This window comes from Chitinophagales bacterium (assembly GCA_017303835.1).
In the GTDB taxonomy this organism is placed as follows: Bacteria; Bacteroidota; Bacteroidia; order Chitinophagales; family Chitinophagaceae; genus JAFLBI01.
Genome location: JAFLBI010000001.1, coordinates 1,668,989 through 1,694,392 on the forward strand (window position 1 = coordinate 1,668,989; position 25,404 = coordinate 1,694,392).

The window sequence follows — 25,404 nt, forward strand, 5'->3', positions numbered from 1 at the left end:
TAGGCGCAAAAGCCTGATTTGCTGGTTTGTGCAGTTCCACAAAAAGACAGTAGGCAGGGAAATTCAATATCTTCGCGCCATGGGTCAATTTGCACACGACGAAGTAGTTCCTTTTGGCGATAGTCAACTGGAGAAAAAGGCGCAAGTAGCACAGATGTTCGATAAGATCGCTTTTCGCTACGATTTTCTGAATCGTTTCCTGAGCGGTGGTTCAGATATTGTATGGCGTAAAAAAGCGATTAAAGAATTGGGTAAAACCAACCCTAAGCTGATTCTCGATGTAGCCACCGGTACAGGTGATGTGGCCATCATGACTTGGAAGCAATTGCGACCCGAAAAAATCATCGGCGTAGATATTTCTAAAGGCATGTTAGATCTGGGCCGCAAAAAGATCAAAGACCTGGGTTTAAGTCATGCGATTGAGCTCCAACAGGGCGATAGCGAGCACTTACAGTTTGCAGATGGTCATTTTGATGCGATTTCTGTGGCTTTTGGGGTAAGAAACTTCGAAAACCTTGTTAAAGGACTCAAAGAAATGCATCGTGTATTGAAGCCGGGCGGTAATTTAGTGGTGTTGGAATTTTCTAAACCCAGACAAATTGGCTTCAAAGGGATTTATGATTTGTACATGACCCATATTGCCCCTGTGTTGGTTCAGTTGTTTTCCAGCAATAAACAAGCTTATCAATACCTGAATAAAAGCGTTCAGGCCTTTCCAGAGGGACAGGATTTCTTAAACATTATGCATGAAGCAGGATTTACCCAAACGTATTTGAAAAAACTGAGCCTGGGCATATGCACCATCTACTGTGGTACAAAGTCTGCTTCCGCAAACCATTGATCCTGCTAATTGCAGGTATCTTGTTATGTGCTTCACTCAAAGCACAACAAATCTATCGTGCTGATCATGATGACTGGACCTATTACTTCGGTCTAACTTTAGGCTATAACAGCGCTTACTTGCATCATACAAAATCAACCAGGTTTATGCAGAATGATTCTGTACTAACGGTTGAACCAGGATCAAGCGGTGGTATTGTCATGGGCTTATTGGCAACAGCACGCATCAGCGATCGTTTACAAATTCGCACCAACCCACAACTGATTATCGGTGGAGCTAAATACTTCAATTATACATTAGGCAGCCGACAGGCTTTTGAACAACCCACGGTGAAACAAACTTTGCCTGCTACTTTGGTGAGCTTTCCTGTGCACATGAAATTGAATTCTGACCGCATTGGTAATTTCAGAATGTATTTGTTGGGCGGACTTCGATACGATATGGATTTAAGCAGCAATTCTTCTGCACGAAATGCAGAAGACCTGATTAAACTCAAACGAAACGATTACCTGATTGAAACCGGATTGGGTTTTAATTTCTATTTACCGTTTGTAACTATCTCCCCTGAAATAAAGTTCAGCAGAGGTATCACCAATATGCATCAAACAGATCCTGCACTGAAATATTCCAGTGTCATTGATAAAATACAATCGCGCATGATTGTATTCTCCCTGCATTTTGAAGATTAGTTAGAAATCGAAATCACGCCGGCCGATATTCCATCGCACACCTGCTGAAAAAACAGTTGTATTGCTTGCGCCTTTTAGTTGGGTGGAATAATTTCTTTGCAGATAATTGACATCAATGAAAAGATTCTCAAACAATTCATAAGATGCCAGCAAATTGACCATCAATCCTTCTGCTTTATCGCCACTGCCTACATACCAGGCATATTCACGTGGCCTTGATTTATTATTGATTAACGGATTGGCTCCCATATTGATGCCCAAAGAATCAATTCCTTGTGTGAATACAATTGCCTTGGCTTGAAGATATAACCGCTTGGTAGGCTGGGCTTTCAACACTGCAATGTATTCCTGAAAATTTGAACCCAATGGATGTGCAAATGGTTGATTATAATGCGTCCAATTGGCAGCAGTATCAAAATGCGAATACATATATGGACGCACGCGATTCATTTCCAATTGCAGATCCACGTTCTTCACACCCAGCACATCCACATACTTCATCCCAAGCTGATAGCCATATTTGTTGCCCCACCAATCTTTACGTGAAAACAATTGCTCTGTCCAGAATTCATCAAAATTGATCTTACCATAGACTTGAATTCTTTTGAGCAGGTTCATCTTCATATCAATACCCACCATCGAGTTATCTGCACTGCCAATTTGTTGTTGCTGTGGTAGTACAAACATCACCGGAATCATGTACATAAAATCAAAATGATTCACACGGCCAAACATCGCGGCATCAAACAAGCCCACATTCAACCACTTGGTCACATTCACGCTCAGGTGATTCATGCGGAAATACTTGCGTGGATAATTCTGATTGCCTGTATTGAATACTGCCTGCTGCGGAATCAATTCCATAAACAGGTTCTCGTAATTGAATTTCCAGATGCGTGTATTGATTTTAAGAAACAGATTATTGTTACTGAAATCACTGAGATACAAGCTACGCAAACCGTTACCTATGAAATTTTTATCGTAACCAAATTGCATTTCAATTGCCTTAGCCACCTGCCAACTGATAGATCCTCTTACATCAAAATAATCATATCCTTCGGGTATTGATAAAGCTTTATAAAATCCGGCCCCAGGCACACCCCTTCCATTACGCACCCATTGCTGCACATAGCGAGGTGTGCGTTCTTGATTTTCGGTGAAGTATATATGAAAGCCCAGCCTCTTGCCAATCAATCCTCGGGCAACCGCTCCGCGTGTGTTTTGGAAAATAGGTCTGTCGTAACCGGTTTCTTGTCCTTGATGATAACTGATAATGGGGTTCACCGCCAGAAAAAAATCCTTATCCTGCACTTCCAGCAGATTACCCTTGGTGGTATAAAATGTTTTCAAAATCGGCTTCTGAGAAAAATAGCTTGCACGTGGTGCAGACCACTCACTGTTATTCATCAGAAAACGCTGCATATTGTATTGATCGATCTTGGATAAGCGATCAGCTTGATAATCCTTGATCTGAACCAGGCTGTCAATAGCTTCCACTTCCTTGGTTACCCATTTTCTGTTATAGGGCTTGATGATGGAGAAATTCAGTCCGGGCCGCTGCATTTTAATCTCCAGCCTGTCGAGCATTTGCTGATCCTTCATCCCCATCTGGAGATAGCTAGATTGGGCCGATAACAAAAAAGGCAGGAAAAGGGATAGACACCCGATGTATTTGATAAATTGCGTGCGATACCTGTTCAATTCAAACTGATTCATCATGTCAAAATACGTCATTAAAGATACATGCATTGTTAACGAGGGACAAAGAATTTACGGTGATCTGCTGATTGCAGATGGTCGTATAGAAAAAATCGGCGGAACCATCAGCGATAGCAATGCTAAAGAGATACCTGCTAATGGTCAGCTGTTGCTTCCCGGCGTCATTGATGATCAGGTTCATTTCAGAGAACCCGGCCTAACCCATAAAGCCACCATTGGCACAGAAGCCAAAGCAGCAGTTGCTGGGGGCGTTACCAGCTTTATGGAAATGCCCAATACCATGCCACCGGCATTTACTTTGGACTTACTTGAGAACAAATACAAAATCGCTGCGCAATCTTCACTGGCCAACTATTCTTTTTTCATGGGCACTTCTAACAATAACCTGGAAGAAGTAGTGAAAGTAAATCAGCACAAAAATGATATCTGTGGCGTAAAAATTTTCATGGGTGCATCTACAGGAAACTTACTGGTAGATGATCCTCTGCAATTAAACGGCTTATTTGAGCGCGTAGAAGTATTGATAGCAACGCATTGCGAAGACGAAGCCATGATTCGCCATAATCTGGAGCAAGCAAAAGCATCCGGTAGAACCTTGACAGCAAAAGACCATCCTATCATCCGAGATGTGGATGCCTGCTTTGAATGTTCACTGCGTGCGGTACAGCTGGCTAAGAAACATGGTACACGTTTGCACATACTGCATATCACAACAGAAAAAGAATTGCAGCTCTTCAGCAATATGCTGCCATTAGAAGAAAAGCGCATTACTAGTGAGGTTTGTGTGCATCACCTCCATTTTACTGATCAGGATTATGAACGATTAGGCAATCAGATCAAATGCAATCCTGCTATCAAAGCGCCGCACAATAGAGAAGCATTGTGGAAAGCGCTGAATGATGATGTGATTGATGTGATTGCCACCGACCATGCCCCACATACCTGGGCCGAGAAGGATGAAGATTATTTACATGCCCACGCCGGACTACCACTCGTGCAGCATCCGTTACTGATGATGTTGCATTATGTGCAGGAAGGACGCATCACATTGGAGAAAGTGGTGGAGAAAATGAGCCATGCAGTAGCCAGATGCTTTCAGATCAAAGACAGGGGTTTTATCCGCGAAGGGTATTTTGCCGATCTGGTATTGGTTGACATGCAGCAACCATATACGGTTACCAAAGAGAATATTCTGTACAAATGTGGCTGGAGTCCGCTGGAAGGTTTCCAGTTTCCGGCAACAGTTACCCATACTTTCGTAAACGGACATCTGGTTTATGGAAATGGGGTGTGGGATGCATCACAATATGGCCAGCGTTTACAGTTTAATCGCGATTAAGTCAGGTTCAACTGTTTTTGCTATTTTACTGATCAAACCAAGACCCGCATGCAGGCAGACAAGACTACCCTGTCAGACTTATCCATATTCAGCTCAGAAGAAGACCACTCGGTCTTTCACGCATTGAACTTTACTGAAACCAATGGAGGCAGGGACTATCTGCGACAAATACTGGCGCGCCCACTGAGTTCTACCAAAGAAATCAGGGATACGCAGAAAACCATTCAGCATTTATTGCAAATACTGCCCAGATGGAATAGCCGTATTTCCAATGGCACCATCATGGTGGCTGAAAAGTTTTATGAAACGCAGATCACCAGCATGCCCAAAGGCGCGAATATCTATTCTGCGTATATCTATAAATGGCTAAATGCTTCCGATTTTAGTATCTGCCGGTATTCAGTGGAACATTTTGTACACCTACTGCAGGGCATGCAGGAAATACATGATCTCTTATACGGTACCGATAGCAGTATTCAAATCAGCTTATGGTTGCAGCGTATCAGCATGCTACTGAATAAACCAGGCGTGCATGATATCCTGCGTATAGACAATCCTAAAAAGATCAGCATCATCCAGATATTGGATATCGCATCCTTCATGCATGGGCATTACAAACAAGCCGCTTTTGAACTGATTGATATCTTCAGCAAGATAGATGCTTACCTCAGCTTAGCCAAAGCTTGCCAGCATTTCCAGCTTTGTTTTCCTGAAGTAACAGATGCTGAAGAACCTTCCATTATTGCTGAACAACTCTATCACTTGTTGTTACCAACACCGGTGTCGTATGATGTTCAATTGAACAGAGCCAGCAACTTCCTATTTCTTACTGGCGCCAATATGGCGGGTAAGAGCACTTTTATCAAAGCTGTGGGTGTAGGTGTGTATCTGGCACAATTGGGTATGGGTGTGCCCGCTAAAAGCATGCGCATTAGTTTCTTTGATGGACTGCTCAGCAATATCCATGTGATGGATAATATTGTTAAGGGAGAGAGTTATTTCTTCAATGAAGTGCAACGCATTCGCAAGACCATTGAAAAAATCAGTGATGGCAAAAAATGGCTGATCCTGATTGATGAATTGTTCAAAGGAACCAATGTGCAAGATGCCATGAAGTGCAGCACAACCGTGATTGAAGGCTTGCGCAGGATGCAAAATGCTGTATTCATTCTTTCGACACACTTATACGAAATAGGCGAACCACTGCAACAATACCCCAATATCCAATTCCGCTATTTTGAAACCCATGTACAGGACGACCAGCTGGCTTTTAGCTATCAACTGAAAGAGGGTATCAGTAATGACCGATTGGGCTACCTGATTCTGAAAAGAGAAGGTGTAGTAGAGCTGCTGAACAAACTCTAGGAAAGCATTTTATTTTCTCCCTATCTTTATAGCATCCTCAATGAAACCCGGCATTCGCCGGTGTCATTACATCAATTATAAATGAATTTGTATGCTGGTGAAAACCTTTGGCAGCGCCGTGTATGGCGTGGAAGCCATCACCATTACCATTGAGGTGAGTGTGTCTAACGGACAAAATTATTTCATCGTTGGGCTACCGGATAGTGCCGTCAAAGAAAGTATTCAACGCATTGAAAGCGCCATCAAGAGTAACGAATACCACATGCCGCGCACCAAGATTATTGTGAATCTCGCACCAGCTGATATTCGCAAATCTGGCTCTGCATTTGATTTACCCATAGCTGTTGCAGTGTTAGGCGCCAGTGAGCAAATTGAAGAACCTGAAAGACTCAAGGATTATGTGATCATGGGTGAGTTGAGTCTGGACGGCACTGTGCAACCGATCAAAGGCGCCCTACCTATTGCCATACAAGCCAGAAAAGAAGGCTACAAAGGCTTGATTGTACCCAAAGAAAATGTGCGTGAAGCGGGTATGGTAAATCAATTAGATGTGTATGGTGTATCTCATCTAACAGAAGTCATCGATTTCTTTCGCGATGAACAAAGTATGCAGCCGGAGATCGTTCATACACGGGATGAATTCTTTGCATCACAATATGATTTTGATACCGACTTCACCGATGTAAAAGGACAAGAACATATCAAACGCGCATTAGAGATCGCCGCAGCAGGCGGACACAATGCCATCTTAATCGGCCCACCGGGCGCCGGTAAAACCATGCTAGCGAAAAGATTGCCGACCATTCTACCACCACTCAGTTTACAAGAAGCACTAGAGACCACCAAGATTCATAGCGTGGCGGGTAAACTGCAAGGTGGAACGGCTCTCATCAGCAAAAGACCTTTTCGTTCGCCGCATCATACTATTTCAGATGTGGCATTGGTGGGTGGTGGTGGTATTCCCCAGCCCGGTGAAATTTCACTCGCACACAACGGTGTTTTATTCTTAGATGAATTACCTGAATTCAAGAGAACGGTATTGGAAGTGATGCGCCAACCCATGGAAGAAAGAAGAGTGACGATTTCACGAGCGAAAGTGGCTTTGGATTTTCCTGCCAATTTCATGCTCATTGCTTCTATGAACCCCTGTCCTTGTGGCTTTTACAATCATCCCGAGAAAGAATGCACTTGCGCCCCCGGTGTAGTACAGAAATACCTCAACAAAGTGTCCGGGCCCTTGCTCGACAGAATAGACTTGCATGTAGAAGTAACACCTGTTCCTTTCAGCGAACTCAGCAATCAGCAAAACGGCGAATCATCGGCACATATCCGCGAACGCGTGATACAAGCCAGGGAGATTCAAGCAGAACGATATCAAGCATACCCGGGCATTTATGCCAATGCACAAATGAGCAGCAAACAGCTCCGTGAGATTTGTGTGATTGATGGCGTAGGTGAAGCATTGCTGAAAAAAGCCATGGAAAGATTGAACCTGAGTGCGCGGGCTTATGACCGAATTCTGAAAGTGAGCAGGACCATTGCAGACCTTGCCAATAGCACCCATATCAGACCAGAACACCTGGCAGAAGCCATACAATACCGAAGCCTGGACAGAGAGGGCTGGGCAGGGTAATGCCGTGCTGAAAATTCATTTTAACAAAAGATTGCGCGGGCTTGGCGCAGTTTTGGTATTCATTTAACTTTATTTGACTCAACAAACGCCACAACATGGAAGACAAAAAGAAATACCGCATTCTTCTTTGCGAAGACGACCAGAATCTGGGCATGGTATTGAAGAACTATTTAGAGCTGAACGATTACGACGTAACACTGGAAAGAGACGGTCGTTTGGGCTTGGCTGCTTTTCAGCGCGAGAAGCCGGATATCTGTTTGTTAGATGTGATGATGCCAAATATGGATGGCTTTACATTGGCTGAAGAAATTCGTGATGTAGATCCAGATATTCCTTTGTTTTTCCTGAGTGCCAAGACCATGAAGGATGATATCATTCAAGGTTATAAACTTGGTGCCGATGATTATATCACCAAGCCTTTTGACAGCGAAGTATTGCTGCTGAAGATCAAAGCTATTCTGAAGCGTAATGAAGAGCAGAATGTGGTGAATGAAAATATTGAGTTTGATCTTGGCGGTTACCATTTCAACCCCAAACTGCGCGAATTAAGCTTTGCTGGTAAGATGCAAACCTTATCGCCCAAAGAAAATGAACTGCTGAAAATGCTGGCAGAACATAAAAATGATTTGCTGCCACGCGAACGTGCACTGAAAAAGATTTGGGGTAGCGATACCTATTTCAACGGCCGCAGCATGGATGTATACATTGCTAAGCTGCGTAAATACCTGAAGGAAGACAGCAATATCGAAATCGTGAATATTCACGGTAACGGTTTCCGTCTGGTAGCACCATAATAGATTTGATTGAGATGACGATAAACCCTCGCAGTCCCGAGCATTCGGGATGCGGGGGTTTTGTTTTAGAATAAACCCGGCTGCAATCCGCCCCTGTTGGGCTGTTTGCCTAAATGCTCGTAAGCTTTTGCAGTTACTTCTCTGCCTCTTGGCGTACGCTGAATAAATCCTTCTTGAATTAAGAAAGGTTCATACACTTCTTCCAAAGTGCCCGGCTCTTCTCCTACTGCTGTAGCAATGGTGGTAATACCTACCGGACCACCTTTGAATTTTTCAATGATGGTGGCGAGTATCCGGTTATCCATTTCATCCAATCCATGCTCATCCACATTCAATGCTTTGAGTGCATGTTTGGTGATACCAATATCAATTTGTCCATCATTCAATACCTGTGCAAAATCGCGTACTCGACGTAACAAACCATTGGCAATACGCGGCGTGCCTCTGCTGCGCCCTGCAATTTCTGCTGCAGCATCAATGGTAATCGGCGTTGTGAGAATACCTGCACTTCTTTCAATAATACGTTGCAAAGTGCCGGCATTGTAATATTCCAATCTTGACTTGATACCAAAACGTGACAACAAAGGCGCCGTAAGCAAACCACTACGTGTGGTGGCACCAATCAAGGTGAAGGGATTCAGATTTATCTGAATGCTTCGCGCACTAGGGCCGCTATCGATCATGATATCAATACGGAAATCTTCCATCGCTGCATAGAGATATTCTTCTACGACGGTACTTAGGCGATGGATCTCATCAATAAACAACACATCATTGGGTTCCAGATTGGTAAGCAAACCTGCGAGATCTCCCGGCTTTTCAATCACCGGACCGGAGGTTTCTTTGATGTTCACCCCTAACTCATTCGCTACGATTCTGGAAAGTGTGGTTTTACCCAATCCCGGAGGGCCATGAAACAAAATATGATCCAGTGCATCGCCACGCATTTTGGCTGCACGGATAAAGATGGTAAGGTTTTCGATGATTTGTGCTTGGCCCGAAAACTCATCCATCCCTTTCGGGCGAATACTGTTCTCGAACTCTTTGTCACCGCTGTTCAGCAATTCCTTATCACTGTTCAGATTGGGATTGGCCATGGCGTAAATTTAGTTCACCCAATGCAGGGAGCTGAAAATATTTTTAAGCGCCTACATCCTGTAAACAAAATCCCCCCACAAAAATGTGAGGGGAAAATGTATTAATGTTTTGCATCGTGCCCGCCGCCAGCTTTATGCTGCTCAGTAGTGGCATGTGCTTCTCCACCGGGATGGAAAGGTCCATGACAGGTAGACATCAGAAACAGCAATGAACCAACTAAAACGAAAGCCAGCAAAGCTGTACCAGTATAATTTTTTGTGACACCGTTTTCGTGCGGATGATCGTGTGACATGGGTTTGGTTTTTGTGCCGCTAAAGTAAGTAATCAACTACGAATTGCCAATGGCATCCAATGAAAGAGCAAATCAGGGTCAGGACAATTCTGCAAGTATTTTTCCCGCTCAGAAAATTTACAAACACCCGGATAATCGCCCCTCTTTCCCTCCATGTCTAAGATCAATTGAAAATGCAGGTGTGGCGGCCAATGACCATTTTCATGCGCCTCACCAAAATGAGCCAATAGTTGACCTGCTGCAATAGGCGCACCCTCTTGCAAGGAGGCGATATCTTTCAAGGCTAGATGTCCATACAAACTATAAAACTTTCCACCTTCTACTTGATGCTCCAGAATAATAGTGGCACCGTAATCTCCAAATGCATCATTGAAAGCAAAGCTGTGCACAGTACCATCGAGCGGCGCATAAACAGGCGTGTCGGCCGGCCCCCAGATATCCAGTCCTAAATGCAATCTTCGGGGCTCTTCACCACCAAACAAATCGCTACGACCATACATGGTGCGCAATTCATTATACCCACCAATACCATAATCTGCGCCATTTTTTGCAAGAAATTGCTGCATATAGGCAGAAAAAGCAGCTGTATCAGCCATCAGGGCTTCAGATAAGTCTGAGTTGGAAGCCGTAAGATTCACCACAGCAAAAACGGTACTTGCCGCATTGAAAGGCACTACAGCCTGAAAACTATTCACCCCTGATTGTATCCACTCTTCAAATTCTGCTGCTTGCATGCGCATACATGATTAACTTTAAAGACATTGTTTAAACCGCAACTTATGAAGAAAATTGGCTTAAGCCTGCTGGGCAGTTTGATTGCACTGATCAGCATAGCGCAAACCGACGCACTCTGGATGCGCTACCCTGCCATCTCACCTGATGGTAAAGAGATAGTTTTCAGCTACAAGGGTGATCTGTACAAAGTAAGTAGTAATGGCGGACAAGCAACGCCTTTAACCATGCATGAAGCGCATGACTATATGCCTGTATGGAGCCACGATGGCAAACAAATTGCTTTTGCCAGTGATCGCTTTGGCAATTTCGATGTATTTGTGATGGATGCCAATGGTGGTGAACCCAAAAGACTCACTTATCACTCCGCACCGGATTATCCTTTTGATTTTACCAAAGACAACCAACAAGTATTATTCGGCTCTGCCCGACACACAGTTAACACCAATGTGCGCTTCCCAAGAGGCGGTTTGTTTCTGCAAACCTATCTGGTACCAGCCAAAGGGGGACGAAGTGTACTCATCTCTGCAACAGGCATGGAACACGCACAATACAATAGTAAGGGCGATGTCTTGGTCTATCAAGATAGAAAAGGAACAGAAGATGCCTGGCGCAAACACCATACTTCTTCCCTCACAAGAGATATCTGGTTGCACGATACCAAGTCTGGTAGCTATACCAAGATCAGTGATTATGAAGGGGAAGATCGTGAGCCTGTATTCAGTGCAGATGATCAATCGGTTTATTACCTGAGTGAAAAACCAGGTACACAAAATTTATTCAAGCGCGAACTCAATAGCCAGAAAGAAACACAACTCACGAAATTCAAAGATCATCCTGTAAGACATCTTACGCGTGCAGCAGATAATACACTTTGCTTTAGCTGGAATGGAGAAATCTATCTGGTAAAGAATGATGGCAATCCCAAAAAAATTGCTGTTACTGTTACAACTGATATGAAAGCCAATAATGAAAGGGTTGTTCCGGTAAGTGGTGGGAATGGCAATGATGTAGCTATTTCACCTAACGGAAAAGAACTGGCTTTCATCTTCAGAGGAGAAGTGTTCGTGACCTCTGTAGAAGGCGGTATTACCAAGCGCATTACCAATACGCCTGAGCAAGAAAGAGACCTGAGCTTTAGCAAGGATGGCAGAACATTGTTCTATTCTACTGAAAGAAATGATAGCTGGGATATTTATCAAACCAGTATCAGCAGAAAAGAAGAACCTTATTTCTATGCTGCCACTATTCTGAAAGAAGAAGCTGTTATCGCAACACCCAAAGAAGAATTTCAACCTGCAGTTTCGCCGGATGGCAAATCCATTGCTTATCTGGAAGAGCGCAATAGTTTACGTGTGTTCAACTTAGAAAAGAAAACAAGCACCACCATTATCCCTTTAGGCGTAAACTTTTCTTATCGTGATGGTGATCAGGAATATGATTGGAGTCCCGACAGCAAATGGCTGGCAGTAAGAAGTAACCAGGGGCGCTACGGTTCCAGCGATGTGGTCTTACACAAAGCAGATGGTTCTACGCCAAAGGGTTATGATATTACCCAGAGTGGTTTTCAGGATGGCGGCATTGAATGGGCATTTGAGGGAAAAGCCGTGCTATGGGTGACAGATAAACTGGGTAGAAAATCTTTGGCTTTACAAGGTTCAAGAGAGACCGATGTATTCATTGCTTTCTTTGATCAGGAAGCTTATGATAAATTCAGACTGAGTAAAGAAGATTATGCCTTGCTCAAAGAGAGAGAAGATAAAATCAAGAAAGACAGTGCCTGGAAGAAAAAAGACTCACTGGCTAAACTCAACTGGGTACCTGATCTAAACAGAACAGATCAGCGGAAAATCAGGTTAACACCAGCTTCCATGACGCTCGGTAGTTATGTACTGGCACCTGCTGGAGATAAACTTTGGTACACTGCTTTTAATGAACGTACAACAGAACTCTGGCAACTGGATTTGCGTACACGAGAAACAAAAGTGATCACCAAACTAAGCGGCAGCGATATCCGCCTCTCACCAGATGGCAAATGGCTGTTGCTGCAAGCAGGTGGCGGCTTCGCCAAATTAGAACCGGAAAGTGGCAGAATAACACCTATTGGTGTGCGTAGTGAAATGACGCTGAACCCTGCGGGTGAACGCAATTATATCTTCCATCATGCATGGCGTCAAGTGAAGAAGAAATTCTATGACCCCAAACTGCATGGTGTGAATTGGGAATTGTATAAAACAGCTTATGCGAAGTTCTTACCGCATATCAACAATAATTATGATTTTCAGGAATTGCTGAGTGAGATGTTGGGTGAACTCAATGCCTCACATACTGGTGGTCGTTACTCGCCGCAAAATCCCAATGGTGATCAGACTGCATCACTAGGCTTATTCTATGATGAATTCAGTGGTGGTAATGGATTAGTCATCACAGAAGTAATTGAAGGCGGACCCGTTGACATTGCAGTCAGCAGAATCAGGGACGGACATATTATTGAACAGATTGATGGTACAGCCATCACCGCTGATGCAGATTGGGCAAAACTGCTGAACAGAAAAGCGGGAGCCAATGTACTGCTCACCGTTTTTGATCCGGTGAAGAAAGAACGTTATGAAGAAAGTATCAAGCCAATTGCAAACGAACAAGGACTGCTGTATGATCGATGGGTAAACACCATGCGCAAAATGGTAGAAAAACTTAGTGATGGAAAAGTGGGCTATGTACATGTTCAGGGGATGAATGATGGTAGCTATAGAACAGTGTATGAAGAAGTGCTGGGGCGTAATGCCGGCAAACAAGCATTGATTGTAGATACCCGCTTCAATGGCGGCGGTTGGCTGCATGAGGATTTGTCTAATTTCCTTGCAGGCAAAAACTATATCACTTTCAAACCTTATGGCTTTAATGCAGAAGGCGGAGAACCACAGGGCAAATGGTATAAACCAAGTTGTGTGGTAATGAGTGAAGCCAACTATAGTGATGCACATACATTCCCTTATGCTTATCGTGCGAAAGGTATTGGTAAACTGATTGGCATGCCTGTTCCGGGAACCAGTACATCTGTGTGGTGGGAAACCCAGATTGATCCTACGATGGTATTTGGTATTCCCATGATTGGCAACTATGGCGTAAAAGAGCAGAGACTGTTAGAAAACTTCCAACTTGAACCAGATATTCGTGTAACACTACCTTATGATGCGTTCATCAAAGGCAAGGACACACAAATAGAAGCAGCAGTAGCAGAAATGCTGAAGAGCATCAAACAATAAAACAAGCTGTTGATCCTCAGTTGATAAAGCCCGTCAAACCACTGACGGGCTTTATCATGCCCACATATTCACAAAAGCAGCTATTTTAGCAGTACATAAAAACTATCTGCATGAAAAAAATGCTCATCCTGATCAGCGCAACGCTTATCGGCTTTGGTGCTCAGGCGCAAAAGAAAAAAGGAGAAATTGGCCTGTTGGCCGGTCTTGTTACCAATAATGTAAACACATCCGGTACACTCGCACCCAATTTTGATAAAAGCAATGCCGTTGGTGGTGCTTTCTACTTTAACTCACGCCTTGTAGGCAATTTCATCTCCTTGAGAACAGAGTTGGGTTATTATCCCAAGGGTGGAACACGTTATAACGGTACAACTGCAATTGAGCAAGACCTGCAATACATTGCTGCTCCCGCATTGATGCTACAGGTGAAACTGGCTATGCTGAAAGCCTATGCTGGTCCTCAACTGAGCTGGATGATTTCTGCAAAAGAAAAAACAGGCAATACTGTTACAGATGTTCAAAACTCATTTAAGAAATCTGAATGGAGCGGCGTAATGGGTGCTGAACTGAATCTGCCACTGCGCTTATTAGCTGGTATTCGCTACAGCTTTGGTATCACCAATATTCAGGATGCAAGCACCATTGCAAATAACTATGAGGCTAAGAACGGTACTTTTATGTTGTATGCCGGTATTCGCCTGAGAAAATAATTGCACAATAGCACGCATAAAAAACCCCGCACATAGTGCGGGGTTTTCTTTTTATCGAAGTATGCCTTGTGGCACCGGCTTAGTCAATAAGTGTTTGTAAATAAACTTTGTCTTCAGGTTATTGAAGTGAACGCCCTTGGCACCCCCCCATCCATGACGACCATTAGGATATAACATAAATTCAAACTCTTTGCCTTTATCCTGTAAAGCACTGATCAACTGAATACTATTCTGCATGTGCACATTATCATCCATGGTACCATGTACAATCTGCAACATGCCTTTGTACTTATCAACGTAGTTGAGCACATTACCTTGCTTATAGCCCTCGGGATTTTCCTGCGGTGTATCCATGAATTTCTCTGTGTAATGGCTATCGTACAATTCCCATCTGATCACAGAACCACCGGCCATACCGTGTGTGAATACATCTGCTCCCATGGTTAATGCGAGGCTACTCATATAACCACCATAGCTGAAGCCGGTAATACAAATCTTAGAAGCATCAGCATAACCTTTCTCAATAAACCATTTCGCCATGGTCATATAATCTTTCATTTCCCACTTGCCTAAGTTGCGGTGCATATAAGCTACACCTTGCTTACCAAATTGTCCGCTAGCACGGTGATCGAATGCCACCTGAATCAATCCTTCTTTTGCATACCACTGGCGATTCATATTCCAGTTCCAACGATCCCATACCGTACCTGCATTGGGGCCACCATAAATACTGATCAGCATTGGATATTTTTTATTGGGATCCATATTCATCGGCCAGGTAACTACCGCAGGCAGCTCAAACAAACCATCTTCACTCTTGATGCGAATCACTTCTGTCTTAGCCATATTATAGCTATCCATCTCAGCACCTTTAGCACTGCCCAGCTGGCGAATTTGCTTGCCCTTATTGTCTAACAGACTCATGGCTGCAGGTGTAGCTACATTGCTGTAAGTAGTGATGAAATATTTCGCGGTTGGAGATACGTTCACATTGTGATCGAATTCACCAAAGCTCAAACGCTTGAGCTCAGTTCCATTCAACTTTGCACTGTAATAATCAATACGTGCAGAGTTCTCTTTACAACGTGCAGTGAAATACACTTGTCCACTCTTCTCATCGATATATTTCACATCCAGGACAGTGAAAGCACCATTGGTGATGGCGTTCTTCAAACTACCATCTGCATTATGCAGATAGAGATGATTCCAACCTGTTTTATCACTGCTCAGAATAAAATCCTTTCCATTGGATAAGAAAGTAATTCTTCCGCCGGCACCATCTTCTAAATCAACCCAGCTGTTTTGCTTTTCTTCATACATCAATTTTTTGCTACCACTAGCAGGTGCTACATCAAATATCTTCAAGTGATCTTGTCCGCGGTTAATCCACTGCACCAACAAAGTACTTCCATCAGGACGCCAGATAGGCCAACCGAAATACTGATCTTCCTTATCGTTGAAATCTGCCCAAACAGTTGCACCACCATCAGGCTGAACAAAGCCCAGCTTTACTTCCGGATTCTTGTCACCCGCTTTTGGATAACGTGTTTCTTCTATAAAGCCATGTTGTCCTTCACTGCTATAGATGGGGAACATAGGCACCATGCTTTCATCAAAACGCATGTAAGCAATCTGCTTGCTATCAGGACTCCACCAGAATGCACGAAAACGTGTTGGTCTGCCAAAAATCTCTTCCCAATACACCCAGCTGGCATAACCATTCAGGATTACATTGCTGCCATCTTTGGTTAACTGCACTTCTTTACCTGCAGCGATATTGTAGCAATACAAATTGTTGTCCTTGGTATAAGCGATATAATTACTGTCGGGAGAGAACATGGGGTTCTTCTCTTCAGCCTTATCATTCGTGATGCGCTTTTCTTCACTACCATTCCTATAGTACAAATCACCATTACGCACGGCTACCTGTTTGGTAGGTGGTGTTGTGCCTTTCAGCATATCTGCTGTTGGCTCACTCATTTTACCACTCTTTACATCCATCAACCAATTTTTAGCAGCTGAATCTGGATGCGCTTTGGTAAACAGAATCACACGCTCATCATCTACCCATTTTACCACATTAGGTAGTTGATTGTAGAAGTTCTTTGGGGTGCGACCTGCCATTAGGTCTTTGTCGTCAAAATCCTTTTTCTGGGCAATGACAGCCGTGCTATATAAACAGGCAACAGCAATCAGCACACGGTATTGTTTCATGGTCAGTTTTTTACTGACGGAAAGATACAGGCTGACAAACATTTTTCCCGATTTTTTACAGGAACATTGGCTTTACTTGCTCTTGATCCTATTGAGTTCATCTTCGGCACCTGTTTCACGGTTTCTTGCTTCACGAATTTTATTATTGCCAAAGCGATAGCTAAAGCTGAGGGTGAGGTTACGGCTCTCCCATTTACGATAGGTGCGCATTTGCAAATAATCGGTTTCCACACGCTGCAACCAGCGTTGCGTATTGAACACATCATTCACCACCAGCTTCACTGTGGCCTGCTTTTTTAAGAAACTTTTCTGCACACCGATATTCATACTACCCAGTGGCTGAGAACGATAAATAGTTGTCGCATTCTGATAATTAAACCAAGCACTGATTTCTGCACGCCAGTTATTTTTCAAAGTAAACCAGTTACCCAAATACCCATTAAAACCCCAGCTCTGTTGTCTGGTTTGACCGCTAAAGCCGAATCCATTCAGCGTTGTTGCATACTGCTGCCAAAATGGTTCTGCATAAAAATATCCTTCCCACCATTTATTAATTGGCAAGGGACTGCTGATATTAATATTAACCGTTTTTCGCGTACCTGCATTCTGTGGTATCAGGATGGTATTATTGCCTGACTGATACGTCAATTGTTCAATATAGTTGCTGGTAAATGCATAACGAATTTTAATAGAAGCTGCTTCTTTGTATACATAGCCCAGTTCAGCACCATTACTCATTTGCGGAAAGAGATAAGGATTACCTACTTCACTATTGAATGCATCCAACACATAAATAAACGGATTCTGATCCTGATAGCCGGGGCGATCGATGCGTCTGCCGTAATTGAATGTAATGGCATGATCTTTTGCCAATTGATATTTGACAAACACCGTAGGAAACAGATTGAGATACGCCGTATCCGGCTTGCGTTGCTGCAGCCCTTTCAAATCTGTAGAAACACCATACACACTGGTGTGCTCTGCACGCAGTCCCAATTGCCAGCTCCACTTTTTGTGCTGCTTGGCATAGTTGGCATAAGCAGCGGTAATCTGTTCATCAAATACAAAGCGGTTGGTCTTGCCCGTATCTGCCACCCAAGCGGTTGTTCCATTGTACACCGACAATTGATTATTGGTAGCTGTTTGCACCCATTTTGCACCGGCTTCTAATTTACCGCCACCTAGCTTCAAACTATAATCAGCACGAACACTGGCAATCCGAATAGCCACTTCTGTATTGTTGCGAATACCCTGTGCAACTGCATTGCCTGATAGCTGTGGGAATTTATTCTCTACCACATTATCTACACCCGCATTGAACCAGCTTTGATCAAGATCAATATTTAGCGTTTGTTGATCACTGTTATAAGCATAGTTCAAATTCAATTGATTGCGCTTTGTGGTAAAAGGAGAAACACTTCTGGTATCAATGAGTGTGTCTGTTAAACCCTTTCCGGAAACTAATGTAAAGCCGCGATTGTCCATACCTGTGTATCTGGTGCTGGGCATCCACAATACACCAACAGTCTTTTGTTTGCTCAATTGATAATCGATTCCTGTTCTGATATTGTAACTATGAAATGCATCGCCTTCCAGCATGCGTTGCGTGAACTGTTTGGTGCCTGTAGTTCTGTCGTTATCTGCAATCGTTACCTGATACCCATTGTTACCACCCGCATTCAAAAACCAATTGAACTTTCTGTTGCGATAATTCAATGCAGCACTGGCATTCTGTCGCGCATGGGTACTTTGCTGCCTGCTGGCAGATGCATTGCCATTCCAGCCGCGCACCATACTCTTTTTTAATTTGATATTGATGATGCCCGCATTGCCTGCTGCATCGAAGCGCGAAGATGGATTGGTGATCAGCTCAATCTCTTTCACATTATCTGCTTCAATACTCTTGAGCAATTGCGCCAGATCATTTCCAGTAACACCGGCTGGTCTGCCATCCAGTAATACCTGTACGCCGTTCTTACCCCCCATTTGAATATTCTCATTTGCATCTACCACAACACCCGGCGCTTGTTTCAGAGCTTCCAAAGCATTATTGCCCGCAACAGAAGGGCGGTTCTCCAGATTCATCACCACCTTATCAGCCAGGGTTTGAATGAATGGTTTTTTACTGGTAACGGTAACACTATCTGTCTTTTTGGAATAGAGGGTATCTGTTTGTGCAAAGGCAAGACTGCATACACAAGTGAAGATGGCGAGAAGGCTTTTGTACATGGCGATTGATTTTGTACCGGCAAATTGCTGCGGGTACAACGGCCTGCCGCCTCAAAGGATGATTTGAAACCATTGAGTCTGGTTTCAAATCTTGTAAAGGAAGTTGCAAATCATCTAAGCTGCTGATAATCAACCTTGCATATAATCGCTGGGATTCTTACCGGTGAACTTTCTGAACGCTCGGTTGAAAGTGGCTTTGGAGTTAAAGCCGGCATCATAAGCCATACTCATGATGGTAAATTGTGCTTGATCACCCTTCTCGAGTCGGGCAACCACTTCTGCTACTCGCTGTTGGTTGATATAATCATTGAAATTCATCCCAAAGCCCTGATTGATGATGCGGGACAAAAAGGAGGGATTGGTATTGAGTTCTCGCGCTAATTGAGACAAGCTCAATTCAGGATCCTGATAGAGGTATTGATCTGCCACAAGCGCAGCAACTTTAGAACGCCATTCCTTCAGTTCATCCGATGCTTTCACGGTTGATTCCACCACCTCATGCGTGGCATCCTCCACCGGTGCTAGCGGTGCCATCAACTGAGGCTGATAACGCAAAAAATCCAATTCAAATACTTTGCGGGTTTCTACCGAATTGCTGTAGGCATTGATGGCGATATAATAAAAGGTTAAAGCAAAAAGCAAGAAATACCACCATGAACCGGTATAATTTAAACCGTCGTAGAAAATATTGAGTATTTCCATCCCAATAGTCATCAGAAAATATGCAAGACAGGCTAATAGAAAATTACGTACCCACTGAAAACTGATGGCATCAGCAAAGGACAATTCCTGCACAATGAATTGTCGGTATTGATTATAAAAACGCAAACTCATAAAGAGATATACCATGAAACTAATCAGTCCTGCTGCCTGATACCAAGTTTGAAAATCCGGATCATTCTGGCCATCCATGAGAAAATAGGTTTTCAGCACCACCCTGTCTGTTACTGCCACAATGATGCTCCACAACACATAGAGTATTCCGGGCAACAGATGCAAGAATGATTTCCGCGTGAATACAAATTTTGGCTCCAGCCTGGTACGTACATAGAAATACACCACAGGCCCCATCAACAAAGTATGCTGCGTAGGCATGTAGAACAAAAAGTTTCTGCATTCTAAACAATACCTGCCATCATACCAACCGGCAAAGCCCAGCATCCACGGACAGATATACAAGATGCACAAAACTAGATATAGCCCTATCCAGCCATCGCTTGCCGACTGGTTCTGCCAAGCTTTTCTGAAGAATAAAAAAGCATAGACAAAACCATGCACAAAAAAGATGAGCAGCAGCGAGGAATAGAAATTGAATTCAAAAGGCATGATAGTAAAATACAAAAATCCTCCGGTAAACGGAGGATTCGGTTATTTGTTCATCAGATCACCACATTAATCATTTTGCCTTTCACATAAATGATCTTTTTCGGCGGCTTACCCTCTAACCATTTCTGCACTACATCATTGGCCAGCACACCTGCTTCAACCGTTGCCTGATCAGCATCCAGGGCAAATGACAAACTGGTTCTCACTTTACCATTGATACTTACCGGATACTCTTTGGAAGATTCCACCAGATATTTCGGTTCAAATACCGGGAATGCAGCATCCAATACTGAACCCGCATTACCCAATGCATGCCAAAGCTCTTCTGCAATATGTGGCGCATAAGGTGTCATCAAAATACACAATGGTTCCAGTATCGCACGCTTGTTGCATTTCAAATCGCTGAGTTCATTCACACAAATCATGAAAGCACTCACAGCAGTATTGAAACTAAAACGCTCAGTATCTTCTTCAATCTTCTTAATGGCTTTGTGCAATGATTTATACTCTGCATCTGTTGGTGCATCATTGTTCCAAACTGCACCTTTCTGCTCGTCAAAGAACAAACGCCAGAACTTTTTCAGGAAACGGTGTACGCCTTCAATACCCTTGGTATCCCATGGTTTACTTTGTTCAATTGGGCCAAGGAACATTTCATACATACGGAAAGTATCAGCGCCGTATTTGTCCACCAACATATCCGGATTCACCGTATTGAATTTGGACTTGGACATTTTCTCTACTTCTGCACCGCAGAGGTATTTACCATCTTCCAAAATAAACTCCGCATTGGCATACTCACCATTGCGCCATTTTTTGAAAGCTTCAATGTCCAACTCATAGCCATCCACAAAATTCACATCGGCATGCAATGCATCTGTTTCATATTGATCTTTCAAGCCAGCAGAAACAAACACATTGGTTCCACGCTTTCTATACACAAACCGACTACTCCCCTGAATCATTCCCTGATTCACGAGCTTCTTGAAAGGTTCATCAAAACTCAGGTGACCCAAATCATACAGCGCTTTGGTCCACATACGCGAATAGAGCAAATGTCCCACTGCATGTTCCGTTCCACCAATGTATACATCAACCTGATTCCAATAATCAGTGGCTTGTCGGCTCGCAAACGCAGCATCATTTCCCGGATCCATGTAACGCAGGAAATACCAACTACTACCTGCATAACCGGGCATGGTATTGGTTTCTAATTGTCGGTCTGTCCACTCAGGAATATTCGCCAAAGGCCCCTGTCCTTCCGGACCGGGAGAATAACTCTCTACTTCAGGTAATAACAAAGGCAGTTCAGACTCAGGCAAAGCATAAGCAGTATTGCCTACCCAAACAATTGGGAAGGGTTCACCCCAATAACGCTGTCTGCTGAAAGCAGCATCGCGCATTCTGTAATTGGTCTTTCGCGTACCAATACCCAGCGCTTCCAGTTTATCAATCACTTCATCAATGGCTTTGCGCATCACCATGCCATTCAGGAAATCACTGTTTTCCAAAACAGCATCCTTGGTTGGGTTGGCTTCTTGTCCATTGTATGCATCACCAATGATATTGGTAATTGGAATATTAAAATGCTGCGCAAACTTATGATCACGTTCATCGCCGCAAGGCACAGCCATAATCGCACCTGTACCATAACCAGCCAACACATATTCAGAAATCCAAATAGGAATGGCACGACCGCTAAACGGATTAATAGCATAAGCACCGGTAAAACAACCGGTGATTTTTTTCTCTGCCATACGCTCACGCTCGCTTCTGCTGTTCACATAATCGAGGTATTGTTCAACAGCAGTTTTTTGTTCAGCAGTTGTAATCTTCGCTACCACTTCATGCTCTGGTGCAACTACCATAAAGTCGACACCAAAAATGGTATCAGGGCGAGTGGTGTAGACGCGCAATTTCTCATCAGCAACTGCATCGTTTACTTGAATCTGGAAATCAATCTCCGCACCGGAACTCTTACCAATCCAGTTGGTTTGCATTTCCTTCATCGCATCACTCCACTCCAGTTTCTGCAAATCATTTTGCAAACGATCTGCATATTCTGTTATGCGCAGGTACCACTGACGCAGTTTCTTCTTCACCACAGGATGACCACCACGCTCACTCACACCATTCACCACTTCATCATTGGCCAATACCGTACCCAATGCTTCGCACCAATTCACTTCACCCTCACCACAATACGCCAAACGATATTCCATCAGAATAGCCTGCTTGGTGGTTTCATCAAAACCAGCCCATTCATCAGCATTGAATGATGCAGTATGAAAACTGCTGTCGGGCATTGGATGTGCTGCATTGCCTGCTATTTCAAAAGCAGCAATCAACTCACTGATGGGTTGTGCTTTTTGCAGGGTTCTGTTGTAAAAACTATTGAAGAGTTGCAGAAAAATCCATTGCGTCCATTTATAATAATTTGGCTCGCACGTACGCACTTCTCTATCCCAATCGTAACAAAAACCAATATTGTCTAACTGCTTGCGAAAATTATCAATGTTCTGTTTGGTAGAGACTGCAGGATGCACGCCATGCTCAATTGCATACTGCTCTGCAGGCAAACCAAATGCATCATAGCCCATCGGGTGCAATACATTAAAACCCTTCAATCTTTTAAATCGACTATAAATATCACTAGCGATATACCCCAAAGGATGGCCTACATGCAAACCCGCACCACTTGGGTAAGGAAACATATCCAACACATAACACTTCGGTTTATCGCTGATATTCGATACACGATACGCATGGTTCTCCTGCCAATGCTTTTGCCATTTTTTTTCAATACTTCTGAACTGATATTCCATGTTCTCCAATCTTTTTTGGTTACCGGCCATTGTATAAAGCCCGGCACCGGTTGTGTCACTCACTGCAGCGCCTGTACAAGGCCCTGCAATGATTAATTTTTTCTACTGGCTGATGCCCTTTCAAGACTAACAAATCTTTAACCCGATAAATTATCCGGCTGCTATACTTTCAGGGCAGGTTTCGTCGTTAGAGTGGTTGCAAATGTACAGATTCAGGGCCTGAAAACCCTACATTTGCGGCCTTCAAGAACTGCAAAAAAGGATCCAATGGCAACAGTAGGAAAAGCATCCCTGAAACGTGGCAAACCCAATTATATCTACAGCATTGTAGGCGTGGCACTCGTGTTGCTGATTATGGGTATTATGGGATGGTTCTTCCTGAATATCCGTCAGGTGGGTAATGCATTCAAAGAAGACATCCGCATCAGTGCCTATCTGCGTACGATGAATAAGGATACCATCGGTCAAATTCAGCAATTCATTGCCACCCAGCCTTATGCCAAGAATGTGCAGTATATCGATAAGGAAACAGCCAAAGCCATCTGGAACAAGGAAAACAGCGAAGACTGGGCCAAGATCCTGAGCGTAAACCCACTGCCCGAGAGCATTGATTTCTATGCCAAGGCTGATTATGTAAATCCTGACAGCCTGAACAAGATATCCAGCACCATCATGGGTGCATATGGTAATCAGATTACCGATGTACAATACCCCAAAATGCTGGTGAGCAGCCTGAATGAAAGAGCATCCAAAATTGGCTTGATCTTCCTGGTTGTGGCCATTATCCTTTGTTTACTGGTTATCGTGAGCATCGATAATACCATTCGCTTGGCTATGTATAGCAACCGCTTCCTCATCAAAACAATGCAGATGGTGGGTGCTACACGATGGTTTATTGCCAAACCCATGGACTTAAAAGCCGTAATCAACGGCCTAGTGAGTGCGTTAATTGCTATTGCACTCTTGTTTACCATGATTCAATGGGCAGAAAGCCAGTTTCCGCAGCTCAAAGCCATCCGCGATACCTCACTTACCATCAGTCTCTTTGGCGGGTTAATCCTGGTAGGTGTGGGCATTTCTCTCTTCAGTACCCACCGCAGTGTGCTCAAGTACCTGAAGATGAAGCTGGACGACCTATATTAATCAGGACCCATTCTGGCCAAACCAATTAACAAAAGGAATTCGCTGAATCCCCTATATTGCAGGCGCTAAAAAGCAGATTATGAGCGAAAACAAGCAGACCCTGTTTGGAAAACAAAACTATACCTGGATGCTGATTGGTGCAGCCATTATTGCACTCGGTATGTTCCTGATGGCAGGTGGCAAAAGTGCTGATCCTAAAGTGTTTGATTACAAAGAAGTGTATAGCACTACTCGTGTAACCATTGCACCTATTTTGATTGTGTTGGGACTACTGGTGGAGATTTATGCCATCTTCAAGAAACCCAATGCAGCCTGATAAGATTAACTAAATGATAGCGGTGCTTGTTCACCGCTTTTTTATTGAAGCAAGTAACCATGACCATCACCGAAGCCATTATCATCGCCATTGTAGAAGGCATTACTGAGTTTCTGCCTATCTCTTCTACCGGCCACATGATCATTGCAGAAAGTCTGCTCAAAGTACCCAAGGACGATTTCACCAAACTCTTTACAGTAGCCATTCAATTGGGTGCTATTCTTTCGGTCTTAGTACTGTATTGGAAAAGATTCTTCCCACTCAATAGATGGAATTTCTATCTCAAACTGCTCATCGCAGTAATACCCGCACTGGCATTGGGCGCCTTGTTCTCTGATAAAATTGATGCATTGCTGGAAAGCCCGCTCACCGTTGCCATTACCATGCTGGCCGGTGGTTTTGTATTGCTATTTATCGATCAACTCTTTAAAACGCATACCATTCAAGAAGAGCAAGAAATCAGCTTCACGCGTGCATTCCTGATTGGTTGCTGGCAATGTGTGGCCATGATTCCCGGTGTTAGCAGAAGTGCTGCCAGCATCATTGGAGGTATGCAGCAAAAACTTACCAGAAATTTGGCTGCAGAGTTTTCTTTTTTCTTGGCCATCCCCACCATGGCAGCGGCTACCGGTTATAAACTGCTAAAGGCATTCAAAGAAACACCTGAAGTAATGCAGAACAGCGATAATATCACCGCTTTGGTGGTAGGCAATATTGTTGCATTTATTGTTGCTATGCTGGCCATCAAATTCTTCATCGGTTATTTACAAAAACACGGATTCCGTTTGTTTGGCTGGTACCGCATCATTATGGGTATCATTTTGCTGATTTTGATTCAGTTCGGCATACTGGCATAATGGGCAAATTGCCTAT

19 protein-coding genes are annotated in these 25,404 nt (G+C 43.6%); 11 read left to right on the forward strand and 8 right to left on the reverse strand.

The window, feature by feature from the left end; genetic code table 11:
- Window positions 1-79: 79 nt before the first annotated feature.
- Complete coding sequence (gene ubiE, locus J0L83_07695; protein MBN8664437.1) at window positions 80-841, forward strand: bifunctional demethylmenaquinone methyltransferase/2-methoxy-6-polyprenyl-1,4-benzoquinol methylase UbiE; 762 nt, start codon at window positions 80-82, stop codon at window positions 839-841.
- Window positions 796-1,530: an outer membrane beta-barrel protein gene (locus J0L83_07700; GenBank protein MBN8664438.1), complete on the forward strand. Its 735-nt coding sequence runs from the start codon at window positions 796-798 to the stop codon at window positions 1,528-1,530. The genes ubiE and J0L83_07700 overlap by 46 nt, the downstream gene beginning before the upstream one ends.
- Here the strand turns inward: J0L83_07700 and J0L83_07705 are convergent, their stop codons facing one another.
- Complete coding sequence (locus J0L83_07705; GenBank protein ID MBN8664439.1) at window positions 1,531-3,207, reverse strand: hypothetical protein; 1,677 nt, start codon at window positions 3,205-3,207, stop codon at window positions 1,531-1,533.
- A gap of 40 nt (window positions 3,208-3,247) precedes the next feature.
- On the opposite strand from J0L83_07705, the gene J0L83_07710 reads away from it, so the two are divergent.
- The 4 genes from J0L83_07710 to J0L83_07725 all read left to right on the forward strand — a co-directional run bounded on the left by J0L83_07710 (window position 3,248) and on the right by J0L83_07725 (window position 8,380).
- Window positions 3,248-4,588: a dihydroorotase gene (locus J0L83_07710; GenBank protein ID MBN8664440.1), complete on the forward strand. Its 1,341-nt coding sequence runs from the start codon at window positions 3,248-3,250 to the stop codon at window positions 4,586-4,588.
- Between the two features lie 48 nt (window positions 4,589-4,636).
- Window positions 4,637-5,953: a DNA mismatch repair protein MutS gene (locus J0L83_07715; protein ID MBN8664441.1), complete on the forward strand. Its 1,317-nt coding sequence runs from the start codon at window positions 4,637-4,639 to the stop codon at window positions 5,951-5,953.
- Window positions 5,954-6,044: 91 nt separating this feature from the next.
- A complete protein-coding gene (locus tag J0L83_07720) occupies window positions 6,045-7,586 on the forward strand; it encodes a YifB family Mg chelatase-like AAA ATPase (GenBank protein MBN8664442.1) in 1,542 nt (513 codons plus the stop codon).
- Window positions 7,587-7,681: 95 nt separating this feature from the next.
- Window positions 7,682-8,380, forward strand: a complete 699-nt coding sequence (locus tag J0L83_07725; protein ID MBN8664443.1) for a response regulator transcription factor — start codon at window positions 7,682-7,684, stop codon at window positions 8,378-8,380.
- Between the two features lie 65 nt (window positions 8,381-8,445).
- On the opposite strand, the gene ruvB is transcribed toward J0L83_07725, so the two are convergent.
- The 3 genes from ruvB to J0L83_07740 all read right to left on the reverse strand — a co-directional run bounded on the left by ruvB (window position 8,446) and on the right by J0L83_07740 (window position 10,504).
- A complete protein-coding gene (ruvB, locus tag J0L83_07730) occupies window positions 8,446-9,477 on the reverse strand; it encodes a Holliday junction branch migration DNA helicase RuvB (GenBank protein ID MBN8664444.1) in 1,032 nt (343 codons plus the stop codon).
- Window positions 9,478-9,578: 101 nt separating this feature from the next.
- Window positions 9,579-9,770, reverse strand: a complete 192-nt coding sequence (locus tag J0L83_07735) for a hypothetical protein (protein ID MBN8664445.1) — start codon at window positions 9,768-9,770, stop codon at window positions 9,579-9,581.
- A gap of 32 nt (window positions 9,771-9,802) precedes the next feature.
- Window positions 9,803-10,504 carry a peptidoglycan DD-metalloendopeptidase family protein gene (locus J0L83_07740; protein MBN8664446.1) on the reverse strand — a complete coding sequence of 234 codons (702 nt, stop codon included), beginning with the start codon at window positions 10,502-10,504 and terminating at the stop codon, window positions 9,803-9,805.
- A 45-nt stretch (window positions 10,505-10,549) separates the two neighbouring features.
- Here J0L83_07740 and J0L83_07745 point away from each other — a divergent pair, with 45 nt between their 5' ends.
- Both J0L83_07745 and J0L83_07750 read left to right on the forward strand, forming a co-directional pair.
- On the forward strand, window positions 10,550-13,768 hold the full coding sequence (locus J0L83_07745; protein MBN8664447.1) for a PD40 domain-containing protein: 3,219 nt from the start codon (window positions 10,550-10,552) through the stop codon (window positions 13,766-13,768).
- A gap of 110 nt (window positions 13,769-13,878) precedes the next feature.
- Entirely contained in the window at window positions 13,879-14,478 is a 600-nt protein-coding gene (locus tag J0L83_07750; protein ID MBN8664448.1) for a PorT family protein, read from the forward strand.
- A 51-nt stretch (window positions 14,479-14,529) separates the two neighbouring features.
- On the opposite strand, the gene J0L83_07755 is transcribed toward J0L83_07750, so the two are convergent.
- The 4 genes from J0L83_07755 to J0L83_07770 form a co-directional block, all read right to left on the reverse strand.
- Entirely contained in the window at window positions 14,530-16,692 is a 2,163-nt protein-coding gene (locus J0L83_07755; GenBank protein ID MBN8664449.1) for a S9 family peptidase, read from the reverse strand.
- Between the two features lie 72 nt (window positions 16,693-16,764).
- On the reverse strand, window positions 16,765-18,921 hold the full coding sequence (locus J0L83_07760) for a TonB-dependent receptor (GenBank protein MBN8664450.1): 2,157 nt from the start codon (window positions 18,919-18,921) through the stop codon (window positions 16,765-16,767).
- Between the two features lie 129 nt (window positions 18,922-19,050).
- Entirely contained in the window at window positions 19,051-20,247 is a 1,197-nt protein-coding gene (locus J0L83_07765; protein ID MBN8664451.1) for a helix-turn-helix transcriptional regulator, read from the reverse strand.
- Between the two features lie 53 nt (window positions 20,248-20,300).
- Window positions 20,301-23,072 (reverse strand): leucine--tRNA ligase, encoded by a 2,772-nt coding sequence (locus J0L83_07770; GenBank protein MBN8664452.1) that lies wholly within the window; start codon window positions 23,070-23,072, stop codon window positions 20,301-20,303.
- Window positions 23,073-23,339: 267 nt separating this feature from the next.
- Between J0L83_07770 and J0L83_07775 the strand changes: the two genes are divergently transcribed.
- From J0L83_07775 to J0L83_07785, 3 genes are all read left to right on the forward strand, one after another.
- Window positions 23,340-24,215, forward strand: a complete 876-nt coding sequence (locus J0L83_07775; protein ID MBN8664453.1) for a hypothetical protein — start codon at window positions 23,340-23,342, stop codon at window positions 24,213-24,215.
- Between the two features lie 79 nt (window positions 24,216-24,294).
- Window positions 24,295-24,531, forward strand: coding sequence for a DUF3098 domain-containing protein (locus J0L83_07780; protein MBN8664454.1), 237 nt, complete (start codon window positions 24,295-24,297; stop codon window positions 24,529-24,531).
- A 59-nt stretch (window positions 24,532-24,590) separates the two neighbouring features.
- Complete coding sequence (locus tag J0L83_07785; GenBank protein ID MBN8664455.1) at window positions 24,591-25,388, forward strand: undecaprenyl-diphosphate phosphatase; 798 nt, start codon at window positions 24,591-24,593, stop codon at window positions 25,386-25,388.
- Window positions 25,389-25,404: the final 16 nt, after the last annotated feature.